Annotated in this window: 15 protein-coding genes and 1 pseudogene; 3 read left to right on the forward strand and 13 right to left on the reverse strand. The window is 67.9% G+C overall.

The features are described 5' to 3' along the window. Positions 1-17 precede the first annotated feature (17 nt). The 6 genes from ABZT12_RS12065 to ABZT12_RS12090 form a co-directional block, all read right to left on the reverse strand. On the reverse strand, positions 18-230 hold the full coding sequence (locus tag ABZT12_RS12065; RefSeq protein ID WP_356381456.1) for a hypothetical protein: 213 nt from the start codon (positions 228-230) through the stop codon (positions 18-20). Beyond that, positions 227-1387 (reverse strand): radical SAM protein, encoded by a 1161-nt coding sequence (locus tag ABZT12_RS12070; RefSeq protein WP_356381459.1) that lies wholly within the window; start codon positions 1385-1387, stop codon positions 227-229. Before ABZT12_RS12070 ends, ABZT12_RS12065 begins: the two co-directional genes overlap by 4 nt. 97 nt (positions 1388-1484) lie before the next feature. Beyond that, complete coding sequence (locus ABZT12_RS12075; RefSeq protein ID WP_356381462.1) at positions 1485-1625, reverse strand: hypothetical protein; 141 nt, start codon at positions 1623-1625, stop codon at positions 1485-1487. Beyond that, a complete protein-coding gene (locus ABZT12_RS12080; RefSeq protein WP_356381465.1) occupies positions 1613-1849 on the reverse strand; it encodes a hypothetical protein in 237 nt (78 codons plus the stop codon). The genes ABZT12_RS12075 and ABZT12_RS12080 overlap by 13 nt, the downstream gene beginning before the upstream one ends. Then, positions 1846-2259 (reverse strand): hypothetical protein, encoded by a 414-nt coding sequence (locus ABZT12_RS12085; RefSeq protein WP_356381468.1) that lies wholly within the window; start codon positions 2257-2259, stop codon positions 1846-1848. The genes ABZT12_RS12080 and ABZT12_RS12085 overlap by 4 nt, the downstream gene beginning before the upstream one ends. Then, entirely contained in the window at positions 2259-2675 is a 417-nt protein-coding gene (locus ABZT12_RS12090) for a hypothetical protein (protein ID WP_356381471.1), read from the reverse strand. Before ABZT12_RS12090 ends, ABZT12_RS12085 begins: the two co-directional genes overlap by 1 nt. A 120-nt stretch (positions 2676-2795) precedes the next feature. On the opposite strand from ABZT12_RS12090, the gene ABZT12_RS12095 reads away from it, so the two are divergent. The 3 genes from ABZT12_RS12095 to ABZT12_RS12105 are packed head-to-tail and all read left to right on the forward strand — an operon-like array spanning position 2796 to position 5279. Then, positions 2796-3839 carry a hypothetical protein gene (locus ABZT12_RS12095; RefSeq protein ID WP_356381474.1) on the forward strand — a complete coding sequence of 348 codons (1044 nt, stop codon included), beginning with the start codon at positions 2796-2798 and terminating at the stop codon, positions 3837-3839. After that, the gene (locus tag ABZT12_RS12100; protein WP_356381477.1) at positions 3836-4525 is read left to right on the forward strand and encodes a YdcF family protein; all 690 of its coding nucleotides are present in this window, start codon (positions 3836-3838) and stop codon (positions 4523-4525) included. Before ABZT12_RS12095 ends, ABZT12_RS12100 begins: the two co-directional genes overlap by 4 nt. 28 nt (positions 4526-4553) lie before the next feature. After that, a complete protein-coding gene (locus ABZT12_RS12105) occupies positions 4554-5279 on the forward strand; it encodes a WbqC family protein (protein WP_356381480.1) in 726 nt (241 codons plus the stop codon). A gap of 19 nt (positions 5280-5298) precedes the next feature. On the opposite strand, the gene ABZT12_RS12110 is transcribed toward ABZT12_RS12105, so the two are convergent. The 7 genes and pseudogenes from ABZT12_RS12110 to ABZT12_RS12140 all read right to left on the reverse strand — a co-directional run bounded on the left by ABZT12_RS12110 (position 5299) and on the right by ABZT12_RS12140 (position 12538). Further along, the gene (locus tag ABZT12_RS12110; RefSeq protein WP_356381483.1) at positions 5299-6468 is read right to left on the reverse strand and encodes an XRE family transcriptional regulator; all 1170 of its coding nucleotides are present in this window, start codon (positions 6466-6468) and stop codon (positions 5299-5301) included. Next, positions 6455-7264, reverse strand: a complete 810-nt coding sequence (locus ABZT12_RS12115; RefSeq protein ID WP_356381486.1) for a hypothetical protein — start codon at positions 7262-7264, stop codon at positions 6455-6457. Before ABZT12_RS12115 ends, ABZT12_RS12110 begins: the two co-directional genes overlap by 14 nt. Before the next feature lie 160 nt (positions 7265-7424). Then, entirely contained in the window at positions 7425-9158 is a 1734-nt protein-coding gene (locus tag ABZT12_RS12120; RefSeq protein ID WP_356381489.1) for a mobilization protein, read from the reverse strand. Then, positions 9155-9805: a MobC family plasmid mobilization relaxosome protein gene (locus ABZT12_RS12125; protein WP_356381492.1), complete on the reverse strand. Its 651-nt coding sequence runs from the start codon at positions 9803-9805 to the stop codon at positions 9155-9157. The genes ABZT12_RS12120 and ABZT12_RS12125 overlap by 4 nt, the downstream gene beginning before the upstream one ends. Before the next feature lie 145 nt (positions 9806-9950). Next, positions 9951-10673, reverse strand: a pseudogene (locus ABZT12_RS12130) (DUF2637 domain-containing protein); the annotation flags it as partial. Positions 10674-10899: 226 nt separating this feature from the next. Next, positions 10900-12159: a DUF3631 domain-containing protein gene (locus ABZT12_RS12135; protein ID WP_356381495.1), complete on the reverse strand. Its 1260-nt coding sequence runs from the start codon at positions 12157-12159 to the stop codon at positions 10900-10902. Positions 12160-12295: 136 nt separating this feature from the next. Next, positions 12296-12538 (reverse strand): helix-turn-helix domain-containing protein, encoded by a 243-nt coding sequence (locus ABZT12_RS12140; protein WP_356381497.1) that lies wholly within the window; start codon positions 12536-12538, stop codon positions 12296-12298. Between the last annotated feature and the right edge of the window lie 279 nt (positions 12539-12817).

The raw sequence follows: 12817 nt of genomic DNA on the forward strand, positions 1-12817 counted from the left end.
CGCCGCCCGCGTTGGATTTAGTACGGCTGGTCGTCACCGGCCGAGCAGCTGCACTCGGCGCCCTCGGCAGCCTCGTCCAGGTCGGCGATGATCTGGAACTCGTCGTCCTTGATCGACGCGGCGGTCAGTTGAACCGGCAGGGCGCTGGTCGGCCCATCCGCCGGCCGCCGTCCGATGGTGAGCGGCATCGGCTCGCGGGGCGGGGTCAGGGCTGCGGTGGGCGGAGTCATGATCCGTAACCTCCATGTTGGCAGTAGAGCTCTCGTCGGTCCCCCGCCTCCTGGTAGAGTTTGGCCAGCGGTCGGCACGTGCGGCACGTGCCTACCTTCGTGCAGCCGGAGCATCCACCGGTGCGGAGCTGTAGGGACTCGGCGACCGCGCCGAGTCGGGGGAGGGCTTCGACGCCCTCGGTGATGAGATTCACGCTCGGGTCGCGGCCTACCTTGCAGATCGACGCGATGCCGTGCGGGTTGACGTGGAAGAACGTGTGGCCGGCGTTGCAGCCGGTGAACACGCTGCGGGCTTTGAGATGGCCCAGTGCCTGCGTCGCCAGGGGGTTCGCCTCGCCGTCGATCGTGGGCGACATGTTCGTGAAGACCTGGTGCGGGAAGCCGTACGACTTCGCGAGGCACACCATCGCGTCTGTCTCGTGCGCGTTGTCGTCTGAGACGATCACGTTCAGGCGGACCGGCAGCTTGTCCTCGCGGGCGGCGTCCAGGCCCTGCAGGAACCGGCTGAACGCCCCGCGGTTCCGCGTCACCTTGTCGTACGTCTCGGCGGTGGCTCCGTAGACGCTCAGGGTCAGCCGGTACGGCCGGTGGCGGGCGAACAGGTCCCGGATCGGCTGCTTCCGCAGCGAGGAGCCGTTCGACGAGACCTGGACCATCATCCCGAGCTGGTGGGCGTACTCGTACGCCGCGCCGAACTCGCGGTCGATCAGCGCCTCACCGCCGGTGATCTGCAACCACAGGACACCGGCGTTGCTCAGTGTCTGGAGCAGCGCCTGCTTACCGTCCCAGTTCAGGCCCTCGAACCGCTTCTCCCCGAGGTAGCAGAACTCGCAGTCGTAGTCGCAGCCGAGGTTGATCTCCCACGACGCCTTGCCGTACCTGTACCGGGACCGTTCGCGGACGAGGACGACGTCGCCGACCGGCGACGCGGGCAGCTCGGTCCCCCACGCTTCCCTCACCGCGTCGGCCAGCCAGTCCGGGACGGATCGGCCTTCCGTGCCTGCGGATCGCAGCTCTTCGTAGCGGATCTCCGGGATGCGCACGCCAGCCGCCCGGCCGGGCTGGACGAGGAGGTACTGGGCGAGAAACGGGCTGGCCACGAGCCACGGAGCTGTTTTGGTCCTCAGCCTCTCGGCGCTGGTGTTCGTCTCGATCACGGGACCTCCACGGGTTGGGTACGAGGGGTTGGTCGGGTCTGGGGGGCGATCAGGTTGCCCGTCGGCTCGGCCGGTGGATCCCTTCGCCAAGCGCAGGTCAGGTCGTGATTCGCGCGGTCGAGGCGGCCACGCCGATCACGAAGCCGCACGAGGCGGACACGAGCACGATCAGTAGTGGTCCGGTGTAGCGGGCAGCCCGGGCGACCTGGGCGGCGACGCGGCCGCTCACGGCTTCCACCAGGCCCTCCATGGGCGGGTGATGATCTCCCGGTACGTATGGTGCGAGGGATTGCGGCCGCCGTGCGCGAGTACCCAGCTCTGCGGTTCGGCGAAGTCCGTACCGGGCGGTGAGGTCTTGCCGCAGACCGCGCACTGCATCGCGTACGTGGTGGGCTCGGCGTCAGGTTCCCGGTCGGGCTGGAGGGTCCACTGCTTCTGGCGAATGATCGCGCGGCTGGTCATCGAACCGCCTCCAGAGCCGTGGCGACGTACGGGTGCTGGAGTGCGGCACGGAGGGCGTGCGCGTCCGTGAGGGTGTTGTCGTCGGGCAGTTCGCACCAGCCGCCGAACCAGTCGTCCATCAGCTCCAGGCCAGGGGCCACCAGCCAAGAGCTGCTGGAGAGATGCCGCACGGGCAAGTCGTCCCAACTGCCGAGGGTGCCGGTCCTGATCGCGTAGTAGAGGCGTTCGTTGGGCTTGTCGTACAGCACAGGGCCGATCGTCGCGCCGGTGGCGCGGAGGTGAGCCAAGGCCAGGAAGCCGATGTCCGCGGGGGTCCGTACGAGGTCCCAGCAGTCGCCGACTTGGAGCAGGCGCAGGCCGGGCACATCGTTGACCATGACGGCGCTCCGCAGCGCTTCGCGTAGGAACATCACGTGCCTCCTTGCCGTTGGAGGTCGGAACTTTTGCCCAGCGAAGGCGCAGGTCCAGTGGTCGCCAGGGTGGAACGGACCACGATCAGACGGGTGTTGGTTGCGGCTATCTGCCGCTTCCGCTCGCTGGCGGTCCGCTTGGGGCCGAGATGGCTGAGGACGGGGATCACGGCGCCGTAGGTGTCGGGGAGTTCGAGGGCGTCGAGGAGGCCGACGAAGGCGGGGGAGCGGACGGTTACGGTCACCTCGCGGTCGGTGAAGACGCCGTACAGGGTCAGTTCGTGCCGTCGGCAGTACTCGGTGAGGCAGTCGACCAACGCCGCATGGCGGGCCTGCCCACCGGTCACATGGCGTATGTAGCCGAAGACGTGTGGGCCGGTGACCGGGCGGCGTTCCGTGATGAGTTCCTCGTCCATGCCCATAGCGTCGGCTAGTGCGAACGGCCTCAAAATGACCTGCTGTTGTACTTCCGTTGCACTTCTTGCCCTGCGTCGTCACAGAGGGTGCTTACATACGTGACGGAGGGGAGGTCAGCCGTGGTCAGCGTGCAGCAGTGGACAGGCCGGGAGGCGAGCGCTCTGCGCGCTGCCCTGCGCATGAGCACGCGCGCCTTCGCCGAGCACCTGGGTGTCGCCCTGCGTACGGTGGCCAAGTGGGAGAGCCTGCGAGCCGAAACGCAGCCGCGGCCCGATACGCAGGCGATCCTCGACACCGCGCTGGATCGTGCCGATGCTGCAGCTCATGCCCGGTTCGAGGCGGTGCTGGTCCCGGAGCGAGAGAGCGCAAGGCCGGCGGACTACGAGACCTGGACCGAGGACATCGAGCGGGCTGTGGTCTGCGTCAGCCGCCAGAACTTCTCCTTCGCCTCCACCTTGTTGAACCGCTGGCTGGGGAGTCACGACCCGCACCGCCTAGACAACAAGGGCCTCTATTTGTACGGCCGTTCTCTCGTCCTGCTCGGTGACCTTCAGCGGGACCAGGGCGCGATCCTCGGCCCGCTCTCCGCCCTTCACTCCTACCGCACTGCCCACGGCATGTTCACCGAACTCGACATCCCACGGCGGGTGGCGCAGATCGAGCTGTCCCTCGCCGTTGTGCAGGAGATGTCCGGCCGGCTCGAAGCCTCCGCCCGTCACTACGAACTCCTCGCCACGGATGAGCGCCTGAGCCCTCGCGACCGCGCCCGCGCCCAGCTCTGGGTCGGTACGGCCCTGAGCAAGGAGGGCGACAACGAGTACGCCACCAGCGTGATGACGGCCGCCACCCGAGCTTTTGAGGACCTCGGCGAGCCGGAGGACTGGTCGGTCGCCCACCAGAAGCTGGCTCTGGCCCATCGCGGCGTCGGCGATCTGAAGCAGGCCCTGCATTACATCGATGTCGCGCGTACCACCGGCATGGTCGACTCCCCGATGCAGCGGGTGCGGTTGGACACCGCGTACGGGCACATCCTTCTGTCGGATGCGGCGACCCGGAATGATGGGCTGTCCGTCCTCGATCAGGTGGCACAGGTGGCTCAGCAGTTCGGGCTGAGCCACCAGCTGCGCAGCATCGAGGGCATCCGTAGAGGCCAGCAGGGATGAGTCAGGGAGTGCACGTGCCGGAGCACCAGCAGCGCCAGATCACCGACGAGCAGTTCCACGACGCGACGTTGATCTGGAACTACCACCAGATGGGCCACGAGCAGCGGCCCTGCTCGGCGGCGATCGGCCTGGGCAGCCACGACCTGGGCGTGGCCACTACGGCTGCGGACCTCCACCGCGCCGGCCTCGTCCCCATCGTGGTGTTCAGCGGCGGCAACAGTCCCACCACCCGGGCCCGCTTCCCGCGCGGCGAGGCCGTCCATTACCGCGAGCATGCGCTCGCCCTGGGCGTTCCGGACGAGGCGATTCTGGTGGAACCGAAGGCGGCGAACACAGGCCAGAACATCACCTTCTCCCGCGAGCTGCTGACCGACGCTGGCGTGGAGGTGGAGTCGCTTCTGCTGATCTCTAAGCCGTACATGGAGCGCCGCTCGTACGCGACCTGCCGCAACTTGTGGCCGGAGGTGGAGGTGGTATGTGCCTCCGAGCCACTTGAGTTGAACGACTACATCAAGTCCATCGGCGACGAGAAGCTCGTTGTCGACATGCTCGTTGGTGACCTGCAACGGGTGATCGAGTACCCGAAGCTCGGTTTCGCCGTCGAGCAGGACGTACCGGGGGATGTGTATGACGCTTACGAGCGCCTCCTGGGCGCCGGCTTCGACAGCCGCCTCATCAGCACCTGAATTACCCCGCGTCGGTCTGTCGGGTGGGGTGTGCGCGATTCACCAACCGAATCTGTTTCCACGGCTGTCCACATTGGCGAAGCTCTTTGCCGCCGACCGCTGGATCGTCCTCGACGATGTGCAGTTCGCCCGGCGCGACTACCAGCATCGAGCCCGTCTCGCCGCCTTGGACGATCCTGGTCGACAGCAGTGGCTCACGCTCCCGACGCACCTTCCCCACGGGCGCGCGACGAGGATCAGCCAGGCTCGGCTCGTCGATCCCCGCCGCTCGCGACGGACGGTCGAACTGCTCGTGCGCCAGTACTACGGCCACAGCCGCTACTGGGATGCCACGCGCGAGGTCCTGGACGCGGTCTTGTACATGATCGACACCACAGACCGCGTGGCCGACCTCACGGGAGCATCGACGATCGCCCTGCTCACCGCTCTTGGCTGGTCAGGAGAAGTGCTGGTCAGCAGTGAGATCCCGACCCGTCAAGGCCGGTCCGAGCGCCTTGCCGATCTCGCCGCAGCCACCAGCAGTACCCACTATCTGTGTGGCACCGGTGGGCTGCGCTACCTCGACGTTGATCCGTTCCATGCCCGCAGCATCCCTGTGTTGCCTTTCCGTACCCCTGTGGATACGGATGATGCGCTCTGGCAGTGGGCCCGGAGGACCAGCAGCCTCTGGGCCTTGAGCAAGATCGGTCCCGGGGCGTTGGCGAATAGACTGGCTGTCCAACGAGAATCTCGCTTCCTTGAAGCCCAGGCGTAATGGCACACAAGCTGCCCTGCTATTGCACGAGGCGTAGGACCGGCCGCTGTTCCTGGACGTCGAGCAGCTCACGAACGCGCTGGGGCGTCCAGGCCAGTTCATGCGCCAGTGTGGCCACTGACAGATCCGCTTCCTTGCGGGCTAGTTCGAAGGCTTGGCGCAGCAGAGAGGGCTGCTCGCCGGCGTAGTTCGATACCGACTCGGGGATGAAGCCGGGCTGGCCATCCAGCGCACGAAGGCGTTGATATGTGCGGCTGGTCGTGGCGTCGGAGATCAGGCCGAGTTCACGGCATCGGTAGACGAGCGAGTGGATGGAAACGCCCCAGACCTGCCTGAGCTCGGCCAGGCGCGCGAGGTCCATCCGCTTGGGCAGGAAGGGAAGGATGCTGTCCTGGGGGGTGAGGAACTCTGCGGCGAAGGCGTCGGCTTCCTTCTCTTGACGGCTGTCACCGGTGGCGTCGCCATGGAGTACGAGGTGCCCGAGTTCGTGGGCGGCCGTGAAGCGATGGCGGTAGATGTCATCGGCCCGATTGGCAGTAAGGACTACAAGCGGCCGTGCCGCCCGAGTGGAGAACGCGTCCACGGTCGCTGCCGAAGGATCGGACGCGGGGGGCATCACGACAACGATGCCGTGGGATTCCATACGTCGGACGAGGTGGGTGACCGGTCCTTCTCCCATACCCCAACGCCGCCGCAACTCGCGTGCTGCCGCTACCGGGTCCGTGGGCAGTTCGGCTCCGGGGTGGACCTCACCGCCGGCGAAGCCGGGCAGGTTCACGAGGGGAAGCTGAATCCGTCGTTCGAGGGCGTAGGTGAGTTCCCATACCTGTTCGGCGAAGGCCAGGGCCCGTTCCCTCTGGGACTTCGGCGTGCTGCGCAAGCTGCGGAAGTGGGCCATGGAGGAATCGAGTCGGCTTGCCGGACGGCCGACCAGAAAGAAAGTGGCAGGTACGCCGAGTGATTCGGCAAGACGGGGGATGAGGTCCGGGCGAGGACGGGAAACCCCGGTCTCGTACTGGCCCACGGCCGCCGGGGTCACCCCAAGGGCAGTCGCGACGTCCTTCTTCGTCATCTCGGCCAGCCGACGCGCCTGCGTCAGCCGGGCGGGATCGAAGCCGTCGGAAATGGCGCGGGGCGTTGTGCCCCGCTCCTCCAAGCCCGGGATGAGGTCTTGCTTAATCGTTCGCATCGTCTTCGCTGGTCTGGTCCTCGCGTAGCTCTGCTTCGGTCAGGGGCGGAACGTCGCGCTGCTGATCAACGTTCCCACGCGACGACAGCGTAAGGGTCGGCTCTGCTCCACCGTCGAAGCTCGTCAGCTCCCGCTCGGACGACATCGACTGCTTGGGGATGCTCCTCAGATGCTGCCCGTGGAAGGTGACGGTGTCAGGCAGCGTAAGTGCCTCGGGGAGCGTCGCCCACTCCAGGCGTCGCTCGGCACCCAGTGCGGCCATGCCCCAGTGAGCCTCCAGCAGCTCGGAGGCGTTGCAAGCGAACGGAACCAGGACCAGGCGTGTGCCAGGCGGCACGGTCGCAAGACCACCTCGCGGCTCCACCACCTGGCCGCTCTCGTCGAGGTCGTCGAAGTCGAATGCGCCCTGCACCTCGGCCGGGTCGGGCGCGAACGTGAACAGCTCCTTCACCAACCGAGACTCACGCGGGATGCGGGCTGTGCGGACGTCCGACGTGGTCTTCGAGTAGAGGAACGGATAGAGCAGGCCGTTTCCGACGACCATGAGCTCGAAGGGGAACCCGAACGGCTTGACGGGAGTGGAGCCGGGCAGATCCTTCAGTTCCTCCCACACTCGCTCGAACTGGCCCTGCCAACGGGCCGAGCCGTAGGTGTGGTTGGTGCGCGAATCGGCCTGTTCCTGCGCGGCCTGGGCGTTGGCCTGCATATTCCGTAGTGCCTGCCCGAGGCCCATGCGGACTGCGGACGCCTGCTTGCCGAACACCTCGGTCGCCCAGGATGAAAGAGGCACACTCATGCGGACGACTCCTCAGGTCGGACTTCGCATTGGAGCACTTCACTGCCAGGCAGACTTTAGTTGATGTAGGAGTTTTTGCACAAGCGCTTCTCTGTGGCGCGCGATCCGCTCGATTGCTGGTCGCCTTAGGGCGGACAACCGCCAGTCCAGGGCGGATGGTTCATTGGCCCCTCGGAGACTGCGAGCGGGCCGTCAGTCGTAGGTCAGCGGCGGCGCTGGCCACTGGTAGCGGACTGCTGCGCGGAAGGCTGCCGTGTCGACGTGGGCGGGGTGCGCCGGGTCGAAGCAGAGGCAAAGTTGGTGTGCTGGGTGCTGACGCCGCCGTGAGACGTTGGACGCGCCAGATAAGGACACGTGCGGCAGAGCCGGCGTCGTCCAAGGCCCGCTGGTCGGCTGCCTGTTGGAGGAGCCGCTCCGGGTCGTGTCCGGCTGCTTCTGCCTCGGCGAGGGTGACTGTGAGGGCGTCGAAGGCGGGGTCTGCGATGACCTGCTCCGCGTGCTCGGGCACGACCTGGCGTAGGCGGCGGATCTGCCGCTCCACGGCTTGCTGGGGCGGCTGGCGCTGGGTGAGGGCGGCCAGCGGTGCGGCTGCTGCATGGTCGTAGGCGGCCTGGAGGTGGAGCAGGGTCTGCTGGGTGGCGACGACTTGCTGGTCGTGGTGGCGGAGCTGGTGCCAGCGGGCGGCGGCGATGACGACGAGGATCGCCGCGTCAAGGAACATCGCCAGGATCGCGCCGTCCTTGGGGGCGGGCTCGCGGAGCATCGCGCGTACGGCGCCGCGCAGGGCTCGGGCGTGATGGTGTTCGGCTTGGATGCGGGAGCGGGTGGCACGCTCGAACTCGGTTGCTGCCTCTCGAAGTTGGGGCCGCAGGGCCTGTGGAGCGAGGAGCGGGAGGGCGTCGAGGGCTTCGCCGAAGGCGGCCAGGTGGGCCTGGGAGACTTCGTCGTCGGCCTGGTCCAGGTGGTGGGGGATGCGCTCGGTGGCGGTGGTGGCCTGGTGCCACGGGTTGGGCCTGCGCCGACCCGGCTGCCCAGCGGACTGCGGGTCGATGCCCGCCAGACGCTTTTGGATTTTGGGGAAGGACAGGTCCGGGGAGAGTTCGTAGCCGGAGAACCAGACGGGCTCGTGGTTGGCGGTGGTGGTGTCTTCGCTGGCCACCTTGTAGCCCCGAACATCGCCGGAGGGAAAGTACACGACCTCGGCGAGCACGCCGTCGATGTGGCTGAGCAGGTGGACGAACTCCTCCATGGTGGAAGCGGCGGCCACGGCGGTCCGCACGGTGGTGCGCAGACGTTCGCGGGCGGGCTTGTCGTGGCCGGCGCGGTGGGCCTTCTCCTGCTCGGCGCGGGTGGGGCGCTTGGCGGCGGTGCGGTCACCCCGTACGACTTGGAAGAGGCCGTATTCCTTCTCGATGGCGGCCAGTTCGCGGTCGGCGGTGTTGTAGTCGTTCCAGTGCCGTGCCGTGCTCAGGTCAGCGCGGACCTTGGTGGCGGCGATGTGGATGTGGTCGGGGGCGTGGCGCACGGCGACCCACCGGCAGCCGTCCGGGTCGCCGTCGGGCGCGATGCCGGTGGCCGCGACCACCCGGCGGGCGATGTCGGCCCACTCCTCGTCGCTGAGGTGGCGGTCGCTCTCGGCGGCGCGGATCGAGCAGTGCCACACGTGCTTCTCGGGGGCGCGGCCCAGTCGCCGGGCCTGTTTGACGTGCAGGTCGAGGTCGGCCACGAGGAGCTTCTTGGTGGCGTCGAAGTCGTCGGTGCGGCTGGGGTCGGGGGCGAAGCCGTCCCAGGAGGCGACCAGGTGGGGGTCGGTGTGGTCCTTGGCCTTCTTCGTGTCGAAGAGGTACCGGATCAGCCCCGCGGTGTATTTGCCGCTGCCGATCTTCGCGATCATCGGGCGGCCTTCTTGGTGACGGCCTGGTTCGCGGCTGCCGCGATGTGGCGAACGGTGGCGCCGACCGCGGTCAAGGTGCGCTCGGCTTGGGCCAGAACGGCGGTATCCCCAAGCTGTGGATGACCACCGGAGTTCAGCTTCTTGGCGATCTGGTTGATGTTGTGGCCGATCTTGGCCACCTCGCCGCGCAAGGCGGTCAGCTCGTCGATGTAGTCGTCCAGCGGAGTGCGCTGGCCGGGCAGCGTGAGATCACCGTGGATGTGGGCCATGACGACGGCGCCGACGTAATGGGCGCCGGCGATGTTCAGCGACCGGGCCATGCGCAGGATGTCCTTCTTCTCGGCGACGCTGTAGCGCGCGTCGACACGCTCCTTGCGATGGCCGTTCGGGTCGGGCTTACGGCGTCGGGCGACACGGTGCAGCGCGGCGGCTTCGGCAGCACGCGGCAGCGGCACAGCGGCGGCGGTGTCGACGGGCTGTTCCCCCTCGTGCGCCCCCTGGTGCCCGAGGTCCTCCGCCACCCCCGGGGCGGAGGCATCCCCGTTGGGCCGGCCCTTGGACGGTCCAGCGGCATACCTTGCTGCGCGGTTGGGGTCGGTGGTCATCTCCTGCTGGGGGGTGAGGATTTCGCGGTACGGGTCGTGCATGGGGGTCTCCGGGGGTTGCTTGAGTGTCGGGCGCTTCGCTGTGCGCGGCTCCCGTGTCCCCGTGCTCGGCTGCACGGGGACACGGGGGTGAGCCCGGGAGGCGGGGCGATCGGCGCGAAGGCAAGGGTCGGGCGGCCCTGGCGGGGGTCGTGTCGAGGTCCCTCTGCTGCTGGGAAGCGACTTCGTCGAGTTCGGCCTGAAGGAGGTCCTTGAGCTTGTCCGCCTCAGTCCTGCCGATGGTCAAGTCCCTGCTACGGAAGGTGACTTCGATGTGGCGGCGTGAGGCACGCCCTTTGCGCCCCAGTGGCGCAATACGCGCAAGGGCGAGCCGTTCGGGAGAGATTTCGTTGGGCTCGTGATCCGGTGGTTCGGTGGAGGATTGTGAGTCCTCAGCCACTTCGGTGGTGTCCGGAGCCACGTCGGCAGCATCTCGCGCCACATTGGCTGGACCGTGAGCAGCAGCATGGCGGTGGACGACGATGTAGAGGTGGACCGCCCCGGCCAGGGCGAGCGGGGCGATGGCGGACAGGCCGCCGACGGTGAAGTCGTCGAGATGGAGGCCATCGCCTTGGCGGGTCTGCTGGTTGAGGCGGACGGCATGGAGGGCGTTGGCCCAGATGCTGGTGACGGTGGCGATCCCGACGAGCGCCCACACATACAAGCGGGAGTGCAGCGGGGCGGCGCGCAGGATGAGAAGGGCGCCGACGCCGATGGCGATGAACCCGTCGATCACGAGGGGGAAGGCGTAGGTGAGCAGTCCGCGCACGTGGATCGCGACGGCCATCTGACGCAGCGCGTCGTAGGAGAGCGCGAAGCCGATCGCGCCGAGCAGGACGATGCCGAGCTGGATCGCGGCGGTTCCAGGTATCGCGGCGGGCGTGGTGGCGGTGGACGAAGGCACGCGGGGTACTCCAGGCAGGGAACGGTCGGCGGCCACGATCGTGGGGTGACCACTGGGAGGTGCGGTGACTCGTCGCACCCGTCGCATGCCTGGTCAGAGCAGGTACGGGAGCACGGCGTGGTACGGGAGGACCCGTCACAGCTGCGCGACCCGTCACGGGGCTGACCTGGGATGCGACGCGTGTGACGGGTGTTTACGGGTGGATGGCCTCCCCGTGGCGAGCGCTCTCGTCACCACGGGTTGGTGTCAGCTCCTCGGGGCAGTAGCGAGCCCAGGCATCGGTGAATTGCAGGTGCGCGAAGCCCCTGGCCTGGCGTTCGCCCTCGAAGCGGAGAACGGCTGCCTGGATGCCGAAGTCCTTGAGGAGGATCCCCAAGTGGCGTGAGGTCAGTCCCGTGTTGCGGTACTCCGCCCACGGGGCCTCCTGGTCCTTGAGGAGTTCCTCCAGCAGGTCCCGGGTGCGCATGATGTCGGGATCGCCGAAGCGCGCGAAGACGCGGCGGATGTCCCGCAGCAGGCGGGTCTTCAGGTTCGACTCGTCGTCCTGGCCCACCTCGGCCGCACACATGATCACGCACGCTTCGCGGGCCCGCTCCGGCCAGGAACCGCCTGCCAGTTCGGCGACGATCACCAGCGGCTCCCAGGTGTCCGCCGCACGGTCCTGTACCGGCATCGGGGGCACCAAGTCGGCGGCGGTGTCGAGCAGTGGGCGAAGCCACGCGGCGAGCCGGTCGCGCACTTCGTGCAGGGCGGGGATGTCCCGGCGGGAGCGGAACTGCTCCACCCGCTCGCCGCCCTTGCGGCGCTGCATGCGGATCACCACCGCCCGATCCATGATCGTGTCCGGCAGGTCCCCGATCCCGGCCAGCGCAGCCATGGCGAAGGTGGGGAACGCCTGCGGCTTGTGCTCCGGGCCGGAGATCCGCAGCGCGGGCCGGTTGCGCTGATGACCGGCGTTCAGCAGACCGCGCAACTCCTCGTTCTTCTCAGCCGCTTTGATGCTGCCGAAGATGGTGTCGGCCTCGTCCACCAGCAGTGTGGGCGGGTCGTCGCCGATGGCGCGGAAGACCACCGCCGGGCTGGTGTTCACGGTGATCAGCGGCTCGTGCACCGTCTCCGTGATCACATCCAGAAGGCGGGACTTGCCGCACCGCTTCGCCGGCCCGACCACCGCCAGGCGCGGCGCGTGCTGCAGTGCGGGCTGGATATGCGCTGCCGCAATCCACAAGGTCACCGCCGTCAGAGCCTCGCTGCTCGGCAAGATCACGTACCGCGCGATGGCTTTCCGCAGCTCGTCCAGCAGCTCCGCGCCGTCTGCGGCCTGCTGCGCTTCCGCGTCCTCGGTTGACGAGGGCTCGGGGCCGGGGTGTGGGCCCTGTCCGGGGGCGGCGATGGACGGCCGGGCGGGCGTCGAGAGTGCGGTGGGGGCGGTGGGAGACGTAGGTTCGTCCACAGGCGTTCCTCCCTGGTGGGCCGGACGGGCAAGGTCCGGCCCACCGGATCGATCATTCAAGGGCGACGGGGCAGGGACACTGCGGCTCTCGGCGGTGGCTCGCCGAGGGCCGTTTCGCAGTCCCGAATGGGCGGCTTCAGACGGCGAGGTCGTACGCGGACCGGGCGTTCGCCCAGGCGTCCACCTCGGACCAGCGGTAACGCAGGTGACGGCCGACCTTGTGCACGTTGGGGCCGATACCCCGGTACTTCCACTGGTAGAGGGTCTTCACCGGCACGCCGAGGTAGGTGGCGACTTCCTGCGGGCTGGCGAGCGGGCCGCGCCTGGCAGCCTCGGCGGTGGCAGGGGCGTTAGTGATGCGGGAAGAGGAATTCGGCACAGGGCTCCTTTTCGGTCTTGGACATCGGGCTTGGACAACACAGCCACACCCCAGGCTGAAAAGTCCAGAGTTGGTTCTGAAACTCTCCAGCACTTCTCGGTGTGACCGGGTGATTCCAAAACGGTAAGGGCGGATCCCCGGTTGCCGAAATCGCTTCTTCCGCCGCCGCAATTCCCGCGTCGAAACAGCCGGTCGAGTGTGGGCCCACAGGCGTCGCCACAGCTCATACGTGCCAGCGAGCTGCCATGAGGGCTACGGCTCCCTCTCTGGACGGTTAGG

This window comes from Streptomyces sp. NPDC005423, assembly GCF_040606415.1.
In the GTDB taxonomy this organism is placed as follows: Bacteria; Actinomycetota; Actinomycetes; order Streptomycetales; family Streptomycetaceae; genus Streptomyces.